Genomic DNA, 19,517 nt, shown 5'->3' with positions numbered 1-19,517 from the left:
GGCCGGGGGATAATCCCGGTCTTATTTTAATGAAAGGAAGGGTGGGAAAGGTGAGCGGACCAATCAATTATAAATTCTGGACGATCTGCATCATTGAAAAGGAAGGGAAGATTTTACTGCTCGATCGTCAGCATGGGAACTTCAAGGGGTTTCTGCCACCGGGAGGTAAGGTGGATTTTCCAGAAAGCTTCGTCGATTCAGCGAAAAGAGAAGTGAAAGAAGAAACAGGATTGACGGTTCGAAACCTTACATATAAAGGCTTATATGAATATGTAAATGAAGTGAAAAAGGATCGTTTCATCATCTTTCACTATTATACGAAGGATTTCGAAGGCAAAATCCTTGAGTATCCTCCAGAAGGGAAAGTCGACTGGTATCCGATCGAAAGCCTGGAAGAGCTGCCGATGCAGGAATCCTTTAGAAGGCGAATACCATATTTATTAAAAGAAGGAACATTTGAAATTCAAGTCGAGTGGGATGAAGAAAACAACCGAGAAGGAAGAATTCAGGTAAGCAACACATAATTATTCAACTTCATACATAGTAGCAACTCCGAACCCTGCATAAAACATCAGTAAAATTCATCATAATAATCCTTTAAAGCAGGAAGTCAAGGGGATCAAGGAGAAAATAGATAAATAGGAACTTTTTAGACACATTTTTCAAGGGTATGTACATTTATATACAATAAAGCAATTTCTTGTCGAAATCCAGTATTTAATGAACATTGGAATTAGGAGGAGTAATGTATGTCGCATAAAAACAACCCTAAAAAGTTCGCACTGAACATGAGTGCGGCGCAATTTACGAAATTTTATATCATGCATCTTTTACAAGTCCATCCGCCTATGATCAGTGAGCATTTCAAAAAAGAGTTTCAAAAACTCACAACCAACTGGATTCCTGCACCATCCACATTATTGGATACCCTTCATCAGATGACAGAAGAAGGCTTACTGAAGCGTAAGGAAGACTATAAATCCTATGATAAACAGCGCCAGAAAGTATATTGGTATTCGCTAACGGATGAAGGAAAAGAAGAATTTGACATTCTGAAGAAAAGATATAAGTATTTATTTGAAGAACAGCTGGAAATACTGAATAAAATCATGAAAGAAATCTATTAGAACGGATGAGAAAAATGAAACTGAGCATCTTAGACCAATCACCGATATCGGTTGGCAGTACGTCAGCTGATGCCATCAATCAAACAATCACCCTTGCCAAAAAAGCGGAAGAATGGGGATATTCAAGATACTGGATCGCAGAGCATCATAATACGAATGGACTTGCGAGCAGTTCGCCGGAAATACTTATGACCAGATTGGCAACAGAAACGAGCCGCATCCGAATCGGTTCCGGTGGTGTGTTATTGCCACAATACAGTCCTTTGAAGGTCGCTGAAAATTTCAAAATGCTTGAAGCGATGTTTCCAGGCAGGATTGATCTCGGGCTTGGCAGATCTCCAGGAGGCTCACAGAAAACACGATTAGCTTTGACTGATGGATATAAAAAGACGTTGAGTGCATTTCCTAGGCAAGTGAAGGAGCTCAGGCAGTTTTTACAGGGTACCATCCCTAAGGGGCATGACCATTTTGGTGTAAAAGCAACACCGCTGACTACCTCTAATCCGGATGTATGGGTATTAGGTATTTCAGAGCGGGGTGCAAGACATGCTGCTAATAATGGAACTGGCTTCACATTCGGACATTTCATCGATCCTACCAATGGGAAAAGTGCAATATCAGCCTACAGGGAACAATTCCACCCTGTAGTTGACAATGATGAACCTAAAGTGAATGTATGTATTTTTGTGATTTGTGCAGAAACAAAGGAGCAGGCTGAAAAGTTGGCCCTCAGTCAGGATGTATGGTTATTGCAAGTTGAAAAAGGTTTGGAAACTAGAGTATTTTCTCATGAAGATCTTTTTAACCAAAAATTCACACCTAAAGAAATAGAAAAAATGAAAATGAACCGTCGGCGAGCCATTATTGGCGACCCTAAAGAAGTGAAAGAACAATTAACAAGATTAAAAGATCATTATGGGACGGATGAATTTTTAATCATCACGAATATATTTGATTTTCAAGCTAAAATCAGATCATATGAACTCCTAGCCGAAGCACTCTTGTAATTAGGAGATATTATAAATCCAAATGAACCAACTTTTTAAAGTCAGCAGCTTGCTGGCTTTTTTTGTTCTCTTTTCCATATGTAATAAAGATTTCCTCATTTTCATAGCTTTAGATAGGGATAGGTTGTTTATGAAGGATGGTGGGCGATGCATGAAGTAAGCATAATGTTTGAAGTTCTCAAACTAATTGAAGAAGAAGCAGTTAAGAATCATGTTGAAAAAGTAGAAAAAATAAAACTGAGTATTGGTAAGCAGATGCTGGTTATGCCGGATGCTCTTCTTTTTGCCTTTGAAACCTTGAAGCAAGGCAGGAGTGAAAGTGCAATTCTATCTTATGAAATAGTTGAAGGTAGATCAATTCATATCGATTATATTGAAGGGGAGGAAGAGGATGAATAAGCATATTACATTGGGTCATAACGTTCTTAAACACAATATGGAATACGCCGACAAAAACAGAAGCAGGTTCCAGGAAAACAACGTCTATACACTCAATTTAATCAGCAGCCCTGGATCGGGTAAAACTACATTTCTAGAAAAGACGATCGGACAATTGAAGGACGACTTGGAAATAGGGGTAATTGAAGGTGATATCGCGACAACTATTGATGCAGAACGTATCGCAAGCATGAATGTCAAAGCAGTGCAGATCAATACCCATGGTGCCTGCCACTTGGATGCGAAAATGGTTGAAGAGGTCCTGACTCATTTCTCATTGGAAGATACGGATTTATTAGTTGTAGAAAATGTGGGAAATCTAGTATGCCCGGCAGAGTTTGATTTGGGTGAACATGCAAAAATCGTTATTTTGAGTACAACAGAAGGGTCTGAGAAAGTACAAAAGTATCCCAACGTATTTGCACAGGCTGATGTAATTATCTTGAACAAGATAGATTTACTTCCATATGTATCTTTTGAACTGTCACGGTTCAGATCAGATATCCAGCAGATCAATCCGGATGCTACTGTATTTGAAGTTTCTTCCATCAATGGACTAGGAATGGGGAGATGGACAAAATGGCTGACAGAAAATTGGGTGGAACACACTCAAATAAAAGGGTTCGACTGGACGTAACAGGAGTGGTGCAGGGGGTAGGGTTCCGTCCTTATGTATTCAGATTGGCCAAAACCCATAAATTGAATGGATTTGTCTCTAATTGTTCTGGTAATGTGACCATCGAGATTGAAGGAGATCCCTATAATATTAAAGGATTTACGATGGACTTGCCCTCTAAATTAAAACCACCTGGTTCGATCGATCGTATAAATGAAACATATATAGAGCAAATAGGAGATACAGATTTTGTCATCAAAGAAAGTGTGAGTAATGGAAAATTGAAAACGGTATTCCCTGCTGATCTTGCAGTCTGTGAAGAGTGTTTGACAGATATAAAAGGAAGCACTCGTTTCAATAGCTACCCACTCACCAGTTGTACCTTTTGCGGGCCACGATACTCTATCATTCGTGCACTCCCTTATGATAGAGAGAAAACCTCAATGGCTGCTTATCAATTATGTGAAGCTTGTAATGAAGAATATAAAAACCCCATGGATCGAAGGTTTCATGCTCAGCCGATCGCATGTCCTGTATGTGGACCTAACGTAATAGCGGTCGACGGCAAAGGAAACAAGCTTCAAAAGCAATGGTTGAAGTGGAGTAATGAAATCATTGCACATCATGGCACTATTGCTGTCAAAGGAATAGGTGGCTTCCATTTGATATGTGATGCTACCAAAAGCGAAGCAATTACATTGCTTAGAAAAAGAAAAAAGCGTTCAAGAAAACCATTCGCATTAATGGCAAGAGACATTAATGCAGTTGAAAGGTACTTTGAAATCAATGAAACTGAAAGGCATCACTTAAAATCTACTATAGCCCCAATTGTTCTTCTACGTCCTAATGCGTATGCAATAAATCACTTACCACTACATTCCATTGCACCCGGCTTGCAAAGAGTCGGTGTTATGCTGCCATATACAGCCCTTCATCATCTTCTTTTTGCAGATGGGCCTGATCTTCTGATTGCTACTAGCGGTAACCTTAGCGGACTTCCAATTTCGCGCACCAATGAAGAAGCCCTTGACCAGCTTAAGGGGTTGAGTGATGGGTTCCTTTTACATGACCGTGAAATTGTCACACAGACGGATGATTCCGTAACATATGTTTCTGATGGTAAGCTGCGTATCATCAGGCGTTCCAGGGGTTATGTACCAAGTACCATCCCCATCCCCCTGCCAAAGGATCTCAATATAGATAAAGTGCCGGTCATCTTAGGTGCTGGTGGTGACATGAAGAATACCTTCTGTGTAGTAACAGGTAAGGACGCTGTATTGAGTCAGCATATTGGAGACATTGAAAATCTTGAAACCCTTGAAGCTTTTCACAGTTCTCTTCAACACTTGTCAGGATTATTGAATGCTAAGATTGATGTAATTGGCTTTGACCCACACCCTGAATACATGATTTCAAAACAATTGAAAGCCAGGAAAGATGTGAACTTCCAACCGATCTATCATCACCATGCCCATATGGCTGCATGTATGGCAGAACATCAGCTGACTTCCCCTGTAATCGCCTGTATTCTGGACGGCACTGGTTATGGGAAGGACGGTAATCTTTGGGGATTTGAAATTTTAACTGGAGATTACATTGCTTTCAAACGCCATATTCATCTTCAGCCCATAGCCCTACCTGGTGGAGAGGCAAGTATAAAAAATCCATGGATGATAGCTATTTCATTAATTCACAGATTTACAAAAGATATTGGTGCAACGGGTAAGATAGTCTCGAAGCTCTTCCCTCAATATGAACATCAAATACCTTTAGTTCTGTCACAACTACGAGGGTCTTCAACTATGGTTACAGCCAGCAGTGCAGGCCGATTGTTCGATGGGATTTCTGCGATACTACAGTTATGTACAGAAAGTGCCTATGACGGAGAAGCTGCAATGATCATGAGTGAAAAATTGGAGGAGACAGATTTTGATCCTACTGCCCACCCATCTTACACCTTCGATATAGAGGATGGTGTAATAAAATATGAAAGTATGATTGAAGGGGTTCTTGATGATATTGATCACCTCCAATCGTCTTATACGATCATTAAAAAATTTCATCAGACTTTGGCTGAGATGATTCTCAAAGGAGTAATCGAAACATATAAACAGACAAATTTGAATACAGTAGTTTTCAGTGGCGGGGTTTGGAACAATCGTCACTTGCTTTCATGCTCAAAAGCTCTTCTAGAAAAAGAAGGATTCAGCGTATTTTCTCACGAGAAAGTGCCAACGGGTGATGGCGGCATCTCATTAGGCCAGGCTGTTTCATCTTTATGGAGGTGGTCAAAAGAAAATGTGTCTATCCATGCCAGCAAAGGTGATTGAAATTGATGAACAAAGGCGCACTGCTAAAGTCGATTATTTAGGAAGTCAACTGCAGGTTGGAATTGAGCTGTTAGAAAAGGTGGAAACAGGACAGTTTGTTCTTGTCCATGCAGGAGAAGCCATTCAATTGATCAATGAGGAAGAAGCGATACAGTCTATACGATATTGGAAGGAGTTGACGCAGGGGTGAACGTACTAGCTTATCGAGATGGAACATTGTTCAATCAATTATTCAGGAAGTTTGAACCTTTTTTTATAGAAAAACGTGAGTCGTTGGGAAGAAAGTTCAGATTCATGGAAGTATGTGGCACCCATACCGTTTCTTTTTCCAAAACCGGGGTCCGAGACCTGCTTTCCCCATATATAGACCTGACCAGTGGTCCTGGGTGCCCGGTATGTGTCACTGATCAGGCTGACATCGATCAAATGATCGCTTATGCCAAGAAGGAAAATGTCATCATCACCACCTTTGGAGATATGATGAAGGTTCCGGGCACACGTACCAACCTCTACAAAGAGCGTGCAGAAGGAGCCGACATTCGTGTTGTGTATTCAGCATCTCAAGCACTCCAGATTGCACAAGAGCATCCACACAAACAAGTTCTCCTACTCGGAGTAGGCTTTGAAACTACAGCACCAAGTATTGCATTGAGTATCATGCGTGCAAAGGATGAAGGCGTCAAGAATTTTTTTGTATATGCTGCACATAAATTGACGCCACCAGCAGTCAAATCCTTGATTAACGATGACAATCATAAAATTGATGGATTCATTTTACCTGGCCATGTCTCTGTCATAATCGGACGTGAAGGATGGCGTCTTCTTGAAGAACATCAAATACCGGCAGTAATCAGTGGATTTGAGCCGATCGATCTTTTGACGTCCACTTATCTGCTCACGAAAGAAATGGAGCAATCAGACTATACGATAAAGAACAATTACACTAGGAATGTAAAAGAAGCAGGAAATGAAAAAGCAAAATCAATTCTTGAAGAAGTTTTTACAATTTCTTCGCCCAAATGGAGAGGCTTTGGAAGTTTACCGTTTAGCGGAATGGAAATTAATTCTGCCTATGAAGAATTTGATGCAAGCAAAAGAATACTTTGTGAGACGCCAAAATCAAGGGTTGTAAAAGGTTGCCGATGTGGGGAGATTGTCAAAGGTAAAGAAACCCCATTTGACTGTAAACTGTTTGGGAAAGCATGTAATCCCGATCGGCCTCTTGGTCCGTGCATGGTATCTTCAGAGGGAACATGCTCCACCTATTTTAATTACGAACGTGCCAATAAAAAAGTTAGTTTGTAGGAGGGAGAAAATTGAAGGTACTATTGTCACACGGTGATGGCGGCAGAGCTACACACCAACTGATCAAGGAAGTTTTTCAAGCATCTTTCAACGATGTCGAATTGGATAAAGAACTGGATGCAGCAATTTTGGATCAACAAGGTGGCAGAATGGCAATAACCACAGATACTTTTGTAATCAGACCTTTATTTTTTCCAGGTGGAGACATCGGAAAACTTGCAGTAACTGGTACAATCAATGACTTGGCAGTAAGCGGAGCTCGGCCTGCATTTATTACGGTGGGATTCATTCTAGAAGAGGGGTTGGAGCTGGATACATTGAAGCAGATTGTCCAGTCAATGGCAAGAACCGCGGAAGAAGCAGGTGTCAGAATCGTAGCAGGTGATACGAAAGTGGTCGAGAAAGGGAAATGTGATCAACTCTATGTGAATACAACCGGAATCGGTTTCTGTAATGAATACATTAAACTGTCCTATCAACATATTAAACAAGGTGACCGAGTAATTATTAATGGAGGGATCGCTGAGCATGCAACTTCAGTATTGGCAGAACGGATGGATGTGCCACTTTCATCAAACGTTTCGAGTGACTGCAGGATTTTGAATGGAATCATTGATCAACTTTTAACTGAATTCCATACGATCAGGTTCATGCGGGATCCTACCCGAGGTGGAATTGCGACCACGTTAAAAGAAATTGCTGAACACGCTGAAATTGATATTTGGCTTGAAGAAGAAAGTATTCCGATATTGCCTGAAGTCAGAGGAACATTGGAGTTGATGGGGTTAGAACCTTATTATATGGCAAATGAAGGAAAAGTTTTACTTATTGCCTCGGAAGAAGAATCAGAGAGAATTGTCGATTTCCTCAAGGCAATTCCAGGACAGGAAAATGCCTCTGTTATCGGTCATGTATCTAACGGAGAAGGGAGTGTCTTCCTGAAGACATCAACGGGCGGCACACGGATATTAGATATGCTTTCTGGTGAACCCTTGCCTAGAATTTGTTAATGAATGGAGGGATTCTTATCTGTAAAAATAGTGTCAACACTGACGAGATTGCATTAGCATTGAGCCACATACAATCAACGATTGATAACAGCCGCATTTATATAGGTCATTGGAAAGAGCTGCTTGATGAAAAGGGATTGAAAAACAGTTCTGAAAGTTTAAATAGAGCTGAAGCTTCAGCTAAAGAACTGATGGAAGAACTAAGCAGTCTAATGGACATCATAACGGAGGAAACACAAAGAAATGACAGGATTCAAATAACTAAGTTGAGTTGAGCTAGGACATCGTGAAGTTCATTAGAGGATAATGCGCCGGGAGTGATCACGAATGTCCAATATTGATATGTACCGCAGACAAATGGACCTTACCTATTCTGAAATAAACTACTTGATCCGACTGCTATATGCAACAAATGATCAAGAAACCAAAAACCTTACCCTTAACCAGTTGTGGAATAAATTTTCTCACCTGCAATTCATCAATCAATTATTATATAATGAATGTTTTCAAAGTCACATGAGTACTCCTACCACTCTTCAAGCATCACAACCTTCTATACCTGAAGCAATAACGCAGCAAAACCAAACGAATACTCCTCAAATAGAAATCACAAGAGAACAGTTATCTGAATTTACAGGAATGAATGGTAAGCCCGCCTATGTGGCGGTCGATGAGATCATTTATGATGTTACGAACAATGCCGCCTGGTCCGTTGCTAGTCATTTCGGTTTGACTGCAGGAGAGGACCTTTCACAGGAATTCGCTTCCTGTCATACAGGTCAGCAATGGATCCTTGAGACATTACCACCTGTTGGGAGGTTGATTACTTGAGTAATGATAAGACTATTTTGCCTCCAGAACCAACGGATAATCGATCAGTCGCAGAACGACTTTCTTTAGAAGCGCAACGTCAGATCCAAGAGGGGCAAATGACCAAACAGAAATTGGTCTACTTGGAGTTGAATGGCTGCTCGGGTAACATCATTTCTGTTTTAAATGGTTCCAATCCTGATTTCGAATATGCGATTACATCGATGGTAGACCTTCTCTATAGCAACAGTCTGATGGCAGCTGAAGGAGAAAATGCAGTCGAACGGCTCTTTAATCTTGCGGAGTCGGGTGAGAAATTCATTTTGGCAGTAGAAGGAGCTGTAGCGTTAAAAAACAAGGGGATGTATCACCTTGTCGGTAAGGTAGGAGATCGCCCTGTAACAGGTCAGGAAATCGTAGAACTTCTTGGGAAAAAAGCGGAACATGTCATTGCTGTCGGGGCATGTGCTGTGGATGGAGGTCCTTCTGCTGCACGGCCGAATCTATCACAGTCTGTGGGAATCCAAAGGGTTTTGAACAGGACGATCATCAAGCTACCTGGCTGTCCCGTAAATCCGGATTGGTTTCTTGGAACACTTGCCCACCTGCTTATGTTCGGTCAGCCAAAACTTGATGATATGAATCGTCCGTTATTATTCTACAGTACACTTATCCACGACCGGTGCCCAAGACGTCCTTACTTTGATCAAGGAATCTTTTCAAAGACTCTTGGTGAACCATACTGTCTTTTCAAAATCGGGTGTCGTGGTCCAGTTACACGTACAGATTGTCCTACGCGTAAATGGAATGATCATGTCAACTGGCCGATTGGGGCAAGTACCTGCATTGGTTGCGCGCAATTCGGATTTCCTGATCGAATGGAACCGTTCACCTCTTACGAAGCAACAAGGGATGATGAGAATGGGTAGAAAGATCATCATTAATCCAGTGACGCGTATCAGCGGGTTTTTAGAATTGGATGTTACTGTAGAAGAAGACTCAGTTACGGATGCAAAAACAAAAGGCATGATGTTCCGCGGATTCGAACAAATGATGAAAGGTCGCAAACCATTTGATGCAATATACCTTACGCAAAGGATATGCGGCATTTGTTCTACCGCTCATTCTGTCGGTTCGTCGCTTGCTTTGGAGTCAGCGATGAAAGTACAAGTCGAAGAGCAAGGGAAGTATTTACGGGACATCATCCATGGATGTGAGTTCCTGCAGAACCATCTTCGTCATTTTTATCAATATGCTGTGCCGGATTTTGTTAAAATGCCTCAAGATCATCCATTGTTCACATCGGATAGCGGAGATTATAGACTTCCTGAACACATAAATGCCGATATGGTAAACCACTATTTTGATTCGCTTGCATACAGCAGATTAGCCCATCAGATGCTGGCCTTATTCGGAGGAAAAGCTCCGCATAATCACGGAGTATATGTAGGAGGATACACAACTCCAGCCAATGCGATGAAGTTGATCGAAGCGAAATCAATTTTACAAAAGATACGGGGATTCATAGAAGGTGTAATGATTCCCGATACATTTTTAATTGCGCAGTATTATCCCGAATATTTCGAAATGGGCAAGGGACCAGGGAATCTTATGTCCTGTGGTGCCTTTCATGGGTATGAAGCATTAGGGACGCTATATACAAAACCCCTTGTTTATCTGGATAAGACAAATGAAACATTGGATTTCAATGCTGACTTAATTACAGAAAATATCAATTATGCCTGGTATGAAGGTAAAGGTACGTATAAACCATTCGAGACGATGCCCGAACCGGATATGGAAAAAGAAAATGCCTACACTTGGGTGAAAGCTCCGCGATATGATGGATTACCTATGGAAGTAGGACCTCTGGCAAGGCAGTGGTTAAGTGGAAGGTATCGAAATGGAATATCAGCAATGGATCGGACAATAGCAAGAAGCCTTGAGGCTAGGGATATTGGAAAGATCATCTCAACATTATTGGAACAAATCGTTCCGGATTATATGGTACAGAAAGAGTGGGAACTACCAAACTCGGCTGAAGGATACGGTCTGGTGGAAACGACGCGAGGGACACTTGGCCATTGGTTGAAAATCGAAAACGGAATGATTTCGTTTTATCAGATCATCACCCCATCTGCATGGGATTTTTCCGCTTCAGATGGAAACTTCAAGGGTACAGCAGAGCAAGCTGTAATAGGTACAAAACTTCTTAATCCAGCTCAACCGAATGAATTGGGAAGAATTTTACGTTCTTTCGACCCTTGTATGTCGTGTGCAACACATGTTTACCAACATGGAAAAAATACAACAACGATACAGGTGTTTTAATGAAAAAGATTACAATACTTGGGATTGGGAACAGATTAATGAAGGATGATGGAATTGGAATTTATATCGTAGAGGAATTGATGAAGGAACGAATTCTAGATGTTAATTATAGCATCGGCGAAACAGATGTCGACTACTGTCTGGAAGTTATAGAAGAAACGGATTATTTGATAGTCATTGATGCAGTAGAAAGTGGAAGTGATTATGGTGCTGTCAGTATGGTTGACTTAAAAAACATCAATCCGGGAAGTTTAGGAATCTCGGCTCATAATATTCACCTCTTTCACCAGCTCAAATGCCAAGGGAGTCCTGGGGTATTGATAGGAATCGAACCTTTTATGGTTTCTTTTCACTGGGGATTAAGCGAAGAATTGAACGATTCTCTACCAATGATCATCAAGAAAGTTAAACGAAATATTAAATCAACCATAAAATCAATCTAAAGTCTGAGCAGCTGAATGTTGCTCAGACTTTCTTCAGTTGACTAACAGAATTCAAATATCATCAAAGCAAAGTCATCCTTTTTATTCATACCAATTTAGAAGAATGGACCTAGTATGGGACAACCTTCAATTTGGGGACGCTAAGGATAAAGGGAGGCGATTCAGTGGAGACATTTGAAGTATTGTCCTTGATGATCAGCTTCGGATTGTTCGTTATCGCTGTACTGAAATTTCATGATCATGACAAGAACTCTTGAGCACGCACTCTGCGTGTTTCTTTTTTTGCATTTTTAAAATTGTCCGTTCTACGCAAACTATCTCCATAATAAACGATGGAGGGGTACGGATGAAGAGGATAATACTGCTGTTTCAAGTTCTTATCTTATTAATCTTGTGTCAGCCGCTTGCAACTTTTGCTGCTAAAGAAGAAGTAAACTATCTGGCTCTAGGGGACTCCCTTGCTTATGGGCTGACAGCGGATCGATCCATCGTCTACGGATACCCACACTATATCCGAGACTTTTTTATTGAAGAGGGGATAGACGTCCATTACTTGAACCAGGCGAAAAGTGGTGCTACAAGTGATGATGTGCTTTCAGATCTGCAAACGAATCCGATTACCATCGATGCAGTCAAGCATGCGGATTACATTACGATTGATGCAGGTGCAAATGATTTGTTAAATGAACTGAAAAAACTTCAGAACAACCTTCCTTTCGATCCCCTTGGTGCATCAATTGCAGCGATTAGCAACATGGACCGTATGTTGAAAGTGATTGACGAATGGAACCCAGATGCAAATGTGTATGTGATGGGTTATTATAATGCATTGCATCCGTTGAATTTTTCTAATGAAACAAAAGCACGTTTCCTTCCTATCCTCCATAAATTCAATGATTCGCTCCGCATGACCACGGAGACGAATGGTGCTTTTTTCATCCCCACTTATCAATCCATTGAGGATAACCACAAACGCTTTCTTCCGATCGACGTGCATTTGACAACAGATGGATATGAAGCAGTCGCCAAAGAATTTTGGAAAGCAATGAAGAACACGCTGCCGTAAGAACAGGTATGATTTGAAGAGCTGATAAGGTATACTATCTCTATTACTTAAAGAAAGTTGGCATAGAAATTGAAGAAGTTAAAGCTTGGCTCGATTCAGAAAATGACGGTCGAAAAGAAAATCGCTGAGGGGTTCGTACTGAAGCATGACGATCACGAAGTTTTCCTTAGTGATGAAGAGGCTCCGGATAACATTGAACTCAACGAGCAGATTGATGTGTTCCTATATAACGATAAAAAGCGGGGAATCGTAGCAACATCGACGCTTCCTGATGCCACACTGGATTCCTATGACTGGGGTGAAGTAACCGAAGTTGTGAAGAATCTCGGTGTTTTCGTCGATATCGGAATTGAAAAGGAAATGCTTGTATCAAAGGATGACCTACCTTATATGGAAAAAGTATGGCCACAAGTTGGGGACATGCTGTTCGTCAGTCTTGAAGAAGACAAAAAAGGACGCCTGCTTGCAAAGCCGATCAAAGAAGGTGAAGTAATGGAGGACCTCGAAGCAGCGCCAAAGGAACTGTTGCACAAAGAAACGGTTGCAAGGGTGTACGGTACAACAAAAGCAGGAAGCTTCGTACTTACGGAAGAGGGCCATCGAGGGTTCATCCATCCGACTGAGCGAAAACAGGAACCGAGACTCGGGGAAACGGTAAATGGAAGAATCATTGATGTAAAGGAAGACGGGACAGTGAACATTTCCCTTCGTCCTTTGAAGCAGGATAGTATGAGTGAAGATGCAGATGCAATCCTGGAGTATCTGGAACGAAATGGTGGAGAGATGGCATTTCATGATAAAAGTGACCCTGATGAAATTAGAAACACCTTCTCAATCAGTAAAGCTGCATTCAAACGAGCTTTGGGAATGCTGATGAAAGCAGGTAAGATCGAGCAAAAGGATGGCATCACATCCCTTAAACAGAAAAAACAGTAAATCCGTATCGGGTTTACTGTTTTTTATTATGTTCAGCGAATTTTATAAATGTGTGTTCGTCTTCGATCAATCCGCAGGAAGCACACTGTACTTTGTAGGATGGGCCTTTATACTGCATGTGGAATGCATCAATATTTTCTTCATTAAAAACATTCAGAACCTCTCCGCTTTTCGGATCGATTTTCACTGAGGATGCATTTTGTTCGATCAAATTGAATCTTGAACGGTTTGTTTTACAGTTCGGACAGCAATATGGCTTCATTTGATACACCTCCATGTTTAGTATGACTTCTGATCTTATTTTCATTCATCGAAACAACAAAAGCGCCCCTCGTCAGGAGCGCTTCTCTCATCAGAATATGAAAACAGCAACTAAAGCAATGGTTACTATCAACGTGATCAAATAGATGACAGACAGTACTGTTATACTTGATTTCCCTTTATAAGTAGTCAGGGAGCTGCCGCTATCCCCATTTTGTTCATACTTTTTGATCGTCTGATTTACATCTTTTCCAACATAAAGTGTTCCAATGAGTGCAATAATACTTACCAGAATGATGATGCCAATTAAGATTGGATACATTTCATCCTCCCCCTCTTAAACCTGTATTTTAATTATAGCATTAAAACAGCTTTTTTGAGACACCTCTTCGAACTACTTTCTATATTAAACTATTTTGTTGACAGACAAACATAGGAACGTTTATTATGAAAAATGCATTCACAATAATTCTTATCAACTTAGTAGGAATTAAACATAGGAGGAATACTTAATGAAAAAAGCATTTTTACTTTTGACCCTTGCTTTCACAGCAGCATTGTTAGTTGCATGCGGAGGAAACGAAGAATCTGATTCCGGTGATAACACAGAAACTTCCGGCGATCAGAATCTATATGAACAGATAAAAGAAGAAGGAACGCTAGTCGTAGGTACAGAAGGCACATACCCGCCATTCACCTTCCATAATGACGAAGGGAAATTGACAGGATATGATGTAGAGGTCGCTGAAGAAATCGGAAAACGTCTGGATCTTGAAATTGAATTCAATGAGACAAAGTGGGACGCTATGTTTGCCGGTCTGAATTCCGATCGTTTCGATATGATTGCGAACCAGGTAGGTATCCGTCCGGACCGTGAAGAGAAATATGACTTTTCAGAGCCTTATACTGTTTCATCTGCAGTACTGGTAGCGAAAAAAGGAAATGAAAACATTCAGACATTCGAAGATATTGAAGGTCAGCCAGTCGCTCAATCCTTGACGAGTAACTATGCGGATATTGCCAAAGGATATGGTGGTGAAATACAGTCTGTCGAAGGGTTCAATGAATCCATCCAATTGATTTCTACTGGTCGTGTTGAAGCTACCGTCAACGACCGCCTTGCAGTACTGGATTTCCTTAACACGAAGCCAGATGCCCCAGTTGAAATCGTAGATCGTGAAGATGACGCTTCTGAAAGTGCCATGATGTTCCGTAAAGGCAATGAAGAGCTTGTTGAAGCTGTAAGTGGTGCGTTAAAAGAAATGAAAGAAGATGGTACGCTAGCAGAAATCTCTGAAAAATGGTTTGGCGAAGATGTATCAACTAAGTAGTATCCTGTTCACTGCCGTTCCTGGCATGGATCGCTATATTGAAATTTTTCAAAGCTCCTTTTTTCCTTTGTTGAAAGGAGCTTTGACACGTACAATACCACTTACACTGATCGCTTTTACAATCGGATTGATCCTAGCTGTCATCACGGCACTGTTCCGATTATCAGGCAGCAGAATCCTGGCAGGAATCGCACGGGTATATGTCTCCATCATTCGCGGGACGCCTTTATTGGTCCAGTTGTATATCATTTTCTTTGGTCTTGGATCCGTCGGGATAGAAATCGATCCTTTCCCGGCAGCGATTATCGGATTTTCATTGAACACAGGTGCATATGCTTCAGAAATCATCCGAGCTGCCATCCTGTCGATTCCTAAAGGACAATGGGAAGCTGCGCATTCCATCAGCATGAGCTATGGTCAGGCGTTGAGGAGAATTATCCTGCCACAGGCGACAAGAGTTTCAATTCCGCCGTTATCGAATTCATTTATCGGACTAGTCAAAAACACGTCACTCGCATCGACAATCATGGTGACGGAAATGTTCCGTAAATCCCAGGAAATCGTTGCGACGACCTATGAACCGCTTCTGCTCTATACGGAAGCAGCACTCCTGTACTGGGTCATCTGTTTCGTCCTATCACTTGGCCAGGATGCCATTGAAAAACATTTGAACCGATATGTACAGACGTAAGGAGCGTATGAAATGCTTACAATAAATAATCTTCATAAACAATTTGATGATTTGGTAGTCCTGGATGGAATCGATCTGGATGTTGAAAAAGGGAACGTGATTGTCGTTGTAGGCCCATCAGGATCAGGGAAGACCACGCTGTTGCGCTGTCTCAACATACTTGAGACACCAAATCAAGGAGTCATGCAGATCAATGATCAGACACTTGATTTTTCAAACAAAGTAACGAAAAAACAAGTCCAGGCTTTCCGGAAGCAAACTGGGATGGTCTTTCAAACCTACAATCTGTTTCCGCATAAGACAGCGATTGAAAATGTCATGGAAGGACCTGTCATTGTTAAGAAAATGAACAAAAAGCAGGCCTATGAACAAGCAAAACGCCTGTTGGAGAAAGTCGGTCTTGCAGATAAAATCGATTATTATCCATTTCAGCTCTCAGGTGGTCAGCAGCAAAGGGTCGGTATTGCCAGAGCCCTTGCGATGGACCCTGAAGTCATGCTGTTCGATGAACCGACTTCCGCTCTTGATCCTGAACTCATTGGTGAAGTGCTGAATGCCATGAAAGAACTTGCTGATGAGGGGATGACCATGGTTGTCGTCACCCATGAGATGGGATTTGCGAGAGAGGTCGCTGATGAAGTGCTGTTCATGGAAGGTGGCCATATTGTTGAACGTGGACATCCTGAGGAGATATTCTCCAATCCTAAGCATGAACGTACTGCACAATTCTTGAACTTGATAAAAGATTGATACGTGTCTGCAAAAAAAGCAAAACCAGTCATCTTGAGCGATCAAGATGACTGGTTTTGCTTTTACATATATTGAGTGACGACAAATGCAAGGTCTTCATTCCCATAGACAGAAAGTGCCTCCAGTAATGTGTCATTCGCAATTTCCTCAGACTCCTTCTTAGGAACGGTCAATTCCATTGCTTCCAAAAGTTCTTTATTTCCTTTCTGCTGAGGATAGGCATGTTCATACAATTCCACAGCATTCAACTCATTGTTGACACACCACTGGGCAAAAATCAGAATCATCATCTTTTCGCCTCTGCGGTATTGCTCGATCACTTGCTTTTCTCTATCTTCGCTCATAAGGTCAGCTCCATCCATTAACGTATCTACTCTCATCCTACTAGGGAGCATATCGTTCTGTCGAGCATCGCACACCTGTTACAATAAAGGTGTAAGAAAAAATCACTCAAGTAACATTGAATAGGAGTGAGTGGATGAATAAGTATATCCTGTTTACGTTAATCGGTGTAGTCATTTTGGGAGTCATCAGTGTACCTTTTTTAAGCAGTAAACTGAATGGCCAGGCTGCAAACGGAACAACAGTGGATTTTACGAATCGAAGTGGAGAGAAAGTCAGTTATTCGGTCGGTGAATTGAAAGAGATGCTCTCAGACATTCAATTCAAAGTAACTCAGGAAGATGGCACAGAAGAGGCTTTCAACAACGCGTACTGGGATAACAAGCAGGAAGGTATCTATGTAGATGTCATTTCTGGGGAGCCTTTATTCAGCTCGAAAGATAAATATAAATCTGGAACAGGCTGGCCGAGCTTTACCAAACCACTAGAGGAAGCAAATATTTATACCACAGAAGACCGTGGAATATTCGGTACGAGGACAGAAGTGAGAAGTAAAGATGCCGATTCACACCTTGGTCATGTATTCAACGATGGTCCGGAACCAACAGGGTTGCGATATTGCATGAATTCCGCTGCTATGGAGTTCATCCCTGCAGAAGAGTTGGAGAAAAGAGGCTATTCTGAATATGTGAGCCTGTTCCAAAAATAAATGAAAGACGTTGGATCGTCCAACGTCTTTTTTTATAGGTCATATATACTTTTAGCCGCTTCCTTATCCTTGTTCGAGACCATCGGGAAGTCGTAGACGAAAATGCCTCCTTCAGCTATATTCCGCGATGCAACTCCTTTCAAGACAAAATCTTCAAGTATTTGCTCTGACTGGCTGATTGTCAATGATGTATCCATCGCAAGTTCACCTGATGTAATACGGCCATGGTGCTTCTTCACGATTTTAAGTATTTCGTTTTCGATCGCCTGGGATTTCGTGTGTTTACCGACTTTCATATAGGAATAAATAAGAAAAACCCCAACAAGGAATGGAATAAGGCAAATGATCACCCAGAGCCAGAAGTCTTCTGCGAAGGTCGTATCCCCTTCTGATATATTTACAGACAATCCCGCTGTCATCAGTAATGCAAAGCTGATCAATACGATGGCAACTAATAGTTTCAACACTTGTTTAACCAATACTTCCACTCCCATCCTTCTGCTTTCTGGATATATTATACATCATCCCCATATTTTGCAGAACTGAATATCCTATAATTCTATCAAAAAGAAGGATTCTTGGGGATATTGCCGAACAAAGAAATAAATTGCCATTTACCGTTTACGATTAATACAAGGCCCCCGATGAGGGGTCTTCTTTGTTTTAAATGAATATTTCGGGAACCATTTCAAATAGTTTACGTCTAAGTGGGTGAAAGGAGGCTAGAGTGACGATGACGGATCATTTATCTGATACACAACTAAGAGCGATTCAATCGGATGAAAACCTGAAGGAGAGCTTCATCGAACAATTGATCGATGACTACAGCCAGGGTATCCTCTGGTTTACCTATACATATGTGAAAGATCAGCAGCTTGCAGAAGAAATTACCCAGGATGTCTTCCTTACATGTTTTCAAAAAATCGATCAGTTCAAGAATCAATCCTCAATAAAGACATGGTTATACAGTATTACAGCCAATCGCTGCAAAGACCAATTGAGAAAGAAATCCCTGAAATCATTCCTTTCGCTCAAGAGGGAAGAACAGGAAAAGAATCGGCAAGACGACAAGTATCCAGAACTGATCCTCGTTGAAAAACTCGAACGTGAGAATCTTGCCAATAACGTGATGGCATTACCTGCTAAGTTCAAAGAAGTCATTTATATGTTTTATTTCGAAGATATGAAGATCAACGAAATCAGTGACATTCTGGATGTGAAACAGAACACTGTCAAGACACGCTTGAACCGTGGAAGGAACTTACTGAAAAAAATGTATGGAGGGGAGGAGTGAAACGATGGACATGGATAATCGATTAAAGAATTTGAAAGAATCGATGACTTCTACCACTCACAAATCAATCAAATTAGACAAAACGAAGCTGAAGCGAAATGTAGTGCAAGGAAAGCCTTCATTCAACTGGTCAACGTATGAAGCGAGAATGAAGCGGATGTTCAGAGCGAGTGTAAGTATGCTCGGGATTGCAATCCTGCTTATATTCATCCTGCTGACCGGCTTTTCTGATACGTTGTTTAAACAATCGTCATCGAATGATGCACTGGAGTCACATATCCTTTCAGCCTATAAAGTCGTGCCTGCTGGTTCCGTCATCAAAGATTCATTGGATGAGAAGGTTTCTGTAGATATCGTCGATGCTCCTGCAGATCTCCATCCAAAAAAGCACGGACATAAACTGATTACTGTACGAATGACATTTGAAAATAAAACGAATATCGCTAAAAACAAATATGAACCGGAAGCCTATAAAATCGTGAGCAGTAATGGAGCAAGCTATTCCAACATTGACTTTAAAGTGAAAGATTCCACATGGTGGAGAGAACCGAAAGTTGTCGATAACCCAAGGTGGAATGGAATTTACCGAACGGTAAGCGGAAACGTCATTGCTGACATGACCTTCGAAATCCCAGATGATGAACAGGATTATGCCTTCATCATCCCTGAGCACTGGGTTACCGGGAAGGTAGTTGTCAAACTTACGGAATTTTAAAGAAA

27 protein-coding genes are annotated in these 19,517 nt (G+C 41.2%); 23 read left to right on the top strand and 4 right to left on the bottom strand.

Annotated features, from left to right (window positions below; all coding sequences use genetic code 11):
* The first annotated feature begins 50 nt into the window (after positions 1 to 50).
* The 17 genes from ACFQ2J_RS04140 to ACFQ2J_RS04060 all read left to right on the top strand — a co-directional run bounded on the left by ACFQ2J_RS04140 (position 51) and on the right by ACFQ2J_RS04060 (position 13,419).
* Positions 51 to 524, top strand: a complete 474-nt coding sequence (locus ACFQ2J_RS04140; protein ID WP_386056848.1) for an 8-oxo-dGTP diphosphatase — start codon at positions 51 to 53, stop codon at positions 522 to 524.
* A gap of 225 nt (positions 525 to 749) precedes the next feature.
* Positions 750 to 1,127, top strand: coding sequence for a PadR family transcriptional regulator (locus tag ACFQ2J_RS04135; RefSeq protein ID WP_386056846.1), 378 nt, complete (start codon positions 750 to 752; stop codon positions 1,125 to 1,127).
* Positions 1,128 to 1,141: 14 nt separating this feature from the next.
* Positions 1,142 to 2,134, top strand: a complete 993-nt coding sequence (locus ACFQ2J_RS04130; protein WP_386056844.1) for an LLM class flavin-dependent oxidoreductase — start codon at positions 1,142 to 1,144, stop codon at positions 2,132 to 2,134.
* A gap of 147 nt (positions 2,135 to 2,281) precedes the next feature.
* Positions 2,282 to 2,533, top strand: a complete 252-nt coding sequence (locus ACFQ2J_RS04125) for a hydrogenase/urease maturation nickel metallochaperone HypA (RefSeq protein ID WP_386056842.1) — start codon at positions 2,282 to 2,284, stop codon at positions 2,531 to 2,533.
* On the top strand, positions 2,526 to 3,209 hold the full coding sequence (gene hypB, locus ACFQ2J_RS04120; RefSeq protein WP_386056840.1) for a hydrogenase nickel incorporation protein HypB: 684 nt from the start codon (positions 2,526 to 2,528) through the stop codon (positions 3,207 to 3,209). The genes ACFQ2J_RS04125 and hypB overlap by 8 nt, the downstream gene beginning before the upstream one ends.
* Positions 3,152 to 5,518 (top strand): carbamoyltransferase HypF, encoded by a 2,367-nt coding sequence (gene hypF / locus ACFQ2J_RS04115; protein WP_386056838.1) that lies wholly within the window; start codon positions 3,152 to 3,154, stop codon positions 5,516 to 5,518. Before hypB ends, hypF begins: the two co-directional genes overlap by 58 nt.
* Positions 5,487 to 5,708, top strand: coding sequence for a HypC/HybG/HupF family hydrogenase formation chaperone (locus ACFQ2J_RS04110; RefSeq protein WP_386056836.1), 222 nt, complete (start codon positions 5,487 to 5,489; stop codon positions 5,706 to 5,708). Before hypF ends, ACFQ2J_RS04110 begins: the two co-directional genes overlap by 32 nt.
* Positions 5,705 to 6,823 (top strand): hydrogenase formation protein HypD, encoded by a 1,119-nt coding sequence (hypD, locus tag ACFQ2J_RS04105; protein ID WP_386056835.1) that lies wholly within the window; start codon positions 5,705 to 5,707, stop codon positions 6,821 to 6,823. The genes ACFQ2J_RS04110 and hypD overlap by 4 nt, the downstream gene beginning before the upstream one ends.
* Positions 6,824 to 6,834: 11 nt before the next feature.
* Positions 6,835 to 7,833 (top strand): hydrogenase expression/formation protein HypE, encoded by a 999-nt coding sequence (gene hypE, locus ACFQ2J_RS04100; RefSeq protein WP_386056833.1) that lies wholly within the window; start codon positions 6,835 to 6,837, stop codon positions 7,831 to 7,833.
* Positions 7,833 to 8,108 (top strand): hypothetical protein, encoded by a 276-nt coding sequence (locus ACFQ2J_RS04095; RefSeq protein ID WP_386056831.1) that lies wholly within the window; start codon positions 7,833 to 7,835, stop codon positions 8,106 to 8,108. The genes hypE and ACFQ2J_RS04095 overlap by 1 nt, the downstream gene beginning before the upstream one ends.
* A gap of 52 nt (positions 8,109 to 8,160) precedes the next feature.
* Positions 8,161 to 8,664 (top strand): cytochrome b5, encoded by a 504-nt coding sequence (locus ACFQ2J_RS04090; RefSeq protein WP_386056830.1) that lies wholly within the window; start codon positions 8,161 to 8,163, stop codon positions 8,662 to 8,664.
* Positions 8,661 to 9,572, top strand: coding sequence for a hydrogenase small subunit (locus ACFQ2J_RS04085; protein ID WP_386056828.1), 912 nt, complete (start codon positions 8,661 to 8,663; stop codon positions 9,570 to 9,572). Before ACFQ2J_RS04090 ends, ACFQ2J_RS04085 begins: the two co-directional genes overlap by 4 nt.
* On the top strand, positions 9,565 to 10,974 hold the full coding sequence (locus tag ACFQ2J_RS04080) for a nickel-dependent hydrogenase large subunit (RefSeq protein WP_386056826.1): 1,410 nt from the start codon (positions 9,565 to 9,567) through the stop codon (positions 10,972 to 10,974). Before ACFQ2J_RS04085 ends, ACFQ2J_RS04080 begins: the two co-directional genes overlap by 8 nt.
* Positions 10,974 to 11,417, top strand: a complete 444-nt coding sequence (locus ACFQ2J_RS04075; RefSeq protein ID WP_386056824.1) for a hydrogenase maturation protease — start codon at positions 10,974 to 10,976, stop codon at positions 11,415 to 11,417. The genes ACFQ2J_RS04080 and ACFQ2J_RS04075 overlap by 1 nt, the downstream gene beginning before the upstream one ends.
* Before the next feature lie 164 nt (positions 11,418 to 11,581).
* On the top strand, positions 11,582 to 11,674 hold the full coding sequence (locus tag ACFQ2J_RS04070) for a putative holin-like toxin (protein WP_386056822.1): 93 nt from the start codon (positions 11,582 to 11,584) through the stop codon (positions 11,672 to 11,674).
* A gap of 89 nt (positions 11,675 to 11,763) precedes the next feature.
* Positions 11,764 to 12,483, top strand: a complete 720-nt coding sequence (locus ACFQ2J_RS04065) for an SGNH/GDSL hydrolase family protein (RefSeq protein ID WP_386056820.1) — start codon at positions 11,764 to 11,766, stop codon at positions 12,481 to 12,483.
* A 69-nt stretch (positions 12,484 to 12,552) separates the two neighbouring features.
* Complete coding sequence (locus ACFQ2J_RS04060) at positions 12,553 to 13,419, top strand: CvfB family protein (RefSeq protein WP_386056818.1); 867 nt, start codon at positions 12,553 to 12,555, stop codon at positions 13,417 to 13,419.
* A gap of 13 nt (positions 13,420 to 13,432) precedes the next feature.
* Here ACFQ2J_RS04060 and ACFQ2J_RS04055 read toward each other — a convergent pair whose 3' ends face one another.
* Together ACFQ2J_RS04055 and ACFQ2J_RS04050 are read right to left on the bottom strand one after the other, a co-directional pair.
* A complete protein-coding gene (locus ACFQ2J_RS04055; RefSeq protein WP_386056816.1) occupies positions 13,433 to 13,681 on the bottom strand; it encodes a DNA alkylation repair protein in 249 nt (82 codons plus the stop codon).
* Positions 13,682 to 13,771: 90 nt separating this feature from the next.
* On the bottom strand, positions 13,772 to 14,002 hold the full coding sequence (locus ACFQ2J_RS04050) for a hypothetical protein (protein WP_386056814.1): 231 nt from the start codon (positions 14,000 to 14,002) through the stop codon (positions 13,772 to 13,774).
* Positions 14,003 to 14,192: 190 nt separating this feature from the next.
* Between ACFQ2J_RS04050 and ACFQ2J_RS04045 the strand changes: the two genes are divergently transcribed.
* From ACFQ2J_RS04045 to ACFQ2J_RS04035, 3 genes are read left to right on the top strand one after another with little or no spacing between them, the layout of a single operon-like run.
* Positions 14,193 to 15,011: an amino acid ABC transporter substrate-binding protein gene (locus tag ACFQ2J_RS04045; RefSeq protein ID WP_386056812.1), complete on the top strand. Its 819-nt coding sequence runs from the start codon at positions 14,193 to 14,195 to the stop codon at positions 15,009 to 15,011.
* Complete coding sequence (locus ACFQ2J_RS04040; protein ID WP_386056810.1) at positions 14,995 to 15,702, top strand: amino acid ABC transporter permease; 708 nt, start codon at positions 14,995 to 14,997, stop codon at positions 15,700 to 15,702. Before ACFQ2J_RS04045 ends, ACFQ2J_RS04040 begins: the two co-directional genes overlap by 17 nt.
* Before the next feature lie 12 nt (positions 15,703 to 15,714).
* Complete coding sequence (locus ACFQ2J_RS04035; protein ID WP_386056808.1) at positions 15,715 to 16,452, top strand: amino acid ABC transporter ATP-binding protein; 738 nt, start codon at positions 15,715 to 15,717, stop codon at positions 16,450 to 16,452.
* Between the two features lie 62 nt (positions 16,453 to 16,514).
* Here the strand turns inward: ACFQ2J_RS04035 and ACFQ2J_RS04030 are convergent, their stop codons facing one another.
* Positions 16,515 to 16,796, bottom strand: a complete 282-nt coding sequence (locus ACFQ2J_RS04030) for a hypothetical protein (RefSeq protein WP_386056806.1) — start codon at positions 16,794 to 16,796, stop codon at positions 16,515 to 16,517.
* A gap of 134 nt (positions 16,797 to 16,930) precedes the next feature.
* Between ACFQ2J_RS04030 and msrB the strand changes: the two genes are divergently transcribed.
* Complete coding sequence (gene msrB, locus ACFQ2J_RS04025; protein WP_386056805.1) at positions 16,931 to 17,503, top strand: peptide-methionine (R)-S-oxide reductase MsrB; 573 nt, start codon at positions 16,931 to 16,933, stop codon at positions 17,501 to 17,503.
* Positions 17,504 to 17,535: 32 nt separating this feature from the next.
* Here msrB and ACFQ2J_RS04020 read toward each other — a convergent pair whose 3' ends face one another.
* On the bottom strand, positions 17,536 to 17,991 hold the full coding sequence (locus ACFQ2J_RS04020) for a hypothetical protein (RefSeq protein WP_386056803.1): 456 nt from the start codon (positions 17,989 to 17,991) through the stop codon (positions 17,536 to 17,538).
* Between the two features lie 245 nt (positions 17,992 to 18,236).
* On the opposite strand from ACFQ2J_RS04020, the gene ACFQ2J_RS04015 reads away from it, so the two are divergent.
* Positions 18,237 to 18,797, top strand: coding sequence for a sigma-70 family RNA polymerase sigma factor (locus ACFQ2J_RS04015; protein WP_386056801.1), 561 nt, complete (start codon positions 18,237 to 18,239; stop codon positions 18,795 to 18,797).
* Between the two features lie 4 nt (positions 18,798 to 18,801).
* The gene (locus ACFQ2J_RS04010) at positions 18,802 to 19,512 is read left to right on the top strand and encodes a hypothetical protein (protein WP_386056799.1); all 711 of its coding nucleotides are present in this window, start codon (positions 18,802 to 18,804) and stop codon (positions 19,510 to 19,512) included.
* The last annotated feature ends 5 nt before the right edge of the window (positions 19,513 to 19,517 follow it).

Origin of the sequence: Thalassobacillus hwangdonensis (assembly GCF_042675915.1) — a bacterium.
Classification (GTDB): Bacteria; Bacillota; Bacilli; order Bacillales; family Halobacillaceae; genus Thalassobacillus_A; species Thalassobacillus_A hwangdonensis.
Note: the sequence above shows the minus strand (reverse complement) of the source record. Positions and strands in the feature narration are given on the sequence as shown.

What these genes read in the sequence shown, in the direction of transcription:
- ACFQ2J_RS04075 (WP_386056824.1), top strand. Translation starts at nt 10,974, where the DNA reads ATGAAAAAGATTACAATACTTGGGATTGGGAACAGATTAATGAAGGAT.
- ACFQ2J_RS04035 (WP_386056808.1), top strand. Translation starts at nt 15,715, where the DNA reads ATGCTTACAATAAATAATCTTCATAAACAATTTGATGATTTGGTAGTC.
- ACFQ2J_RS04040 (WP_386056810.1), top strand. Translation starts at nt 14,995, where the DNA reads ATGTATCAACTAAGTAGTATCCTGTTCACTGCCGTTCCTGGCATGGAT.
- ACFQ2J_RS04135 (WP_386056846.1), top strand. Translation starts at nt 750, where the DNA reads ATGTCGCATAAAAACAACCCTAAAAAGTTCGCACTGAACATGAGTGCG.
- ACFQ2J_RS04130 (WP_386056844.1), top strand. Translation starts at nt 1,142, where the DNA reads ATGAAACTGAGCATCTTAGACCAATCACCGATATCGGTTGGCAGTACG.
- ACFQ2J_RS04095 (WP_386056831.1), top strand. Translation starts at nt 7,833, where the DNA reads ATGAATGGAGGGATTCTTATCTGTAAAAATAGTGTCAACACTGACGAG.
- ACFQ2J_RS04090 (WP_386056830.1), top strand. Translation starts at nt 8,161, where the DNA reads ATGTCCAATATTGATATGTACCGCAGACAAATGGACCTTACCTATTCT.
- ACFQ2J_RS04055 (WP_386056816.1), bottom strand. Translation starts at nt 13,681, where the DNA reads ATGAAGCCATATTGCTGTCCGAACTGTAAAACAAACCGTTCAAGATTC.
- ACFQ2J_RS04010 (WP_386056799.1), top strand. Translation starts at nt 18,802, where the DNA reads ATGGACATGGATAATCGATTAAAGAATTTGAAAGAATCGATGACTTCT.
- msrB (WP_386056805.1), top strand. Translation starts at nt 16,931, where the DNA reads ATGAATAAGTATATCCTGTTTACGTTAATCGGTGTAGTCATTTTGGGA.
- ACFQ2J_RS04015 (WP_386056801.1), top strand. Translation starts at nt 18,237, where the DNA reads ATGACGGATCATTTATCTGATACACAACTAAGAGCGATTCAATCGGAT.
- ACFQ2J_RS04045 (WP_386056812.1), top strand. Translation starts at nt 14,193, where the DNA reads ATGAAAAAAGCATTTTTACTTTTGACCCTTGCTTTCACAGCAGCATTG.
- ACFQ2J_RS04030 (WP_386056806.1), bottom strand. Translation starts at nt 16,796, where the DNA reads ATGAGCGAAGATAGAGAAAAGCAAGTGATCGAGCAATACCGCAGAGGC.
- ACFQ2J_RS04050 (WP_386056814.1), bottom strand. Translation starts at nt 14,002, where the DNA reads ATGTATCCAATCTTAATTGGCATCATCATTCTGGTAAGTATTATTGCA.
- ACFQ2J_RS04110 (WP_386056836.1), top strand. Translation starts at nt 5,487, where the DNA reads ATGTGTCTATCCATGCCAGCAAAGGTGATTGAAATTGATGAACAAAGG.
- hypF (WP_386056838.1), top strand. Translation starts at nt 3,152, where the DNA reads ATGGCTGACAGAAAATTGGGTGGAACACACTCAAATAAAAGGGTTCGA.
- ACFQ2J_RS04125 (WP_386056842.1), top strand. Translation starts at nt 2,282, where the DNA reads ATGCATGAAGTAAGCATAATGTTTGAAGTTCTCAAACTAATTGAAGAA.
- hypB (WP_386056840.1), top strand. Translation starts at nt 2,526, where the DNA reads ATGAATAAGCATATTACATTGGGTCATAACGTTCTTAAACACAATATG.
- ACFQ2J_RS04080 (WP_386056826.1), top strand. Translation starts at nt 9,565, where the DNA reads ATGGGTAGAAAGATCATCATTAATCCAGTGACGCGTATCAGCGGGTTT.
- ACFQ2J_RS04065 (WP_386056820.1), top strand. Translation starts at nt 11,764, where the DNA reads ATGAAGAGGATAATACTGCTGTTTCAAGTTCTTATCTTATTAATCTTG.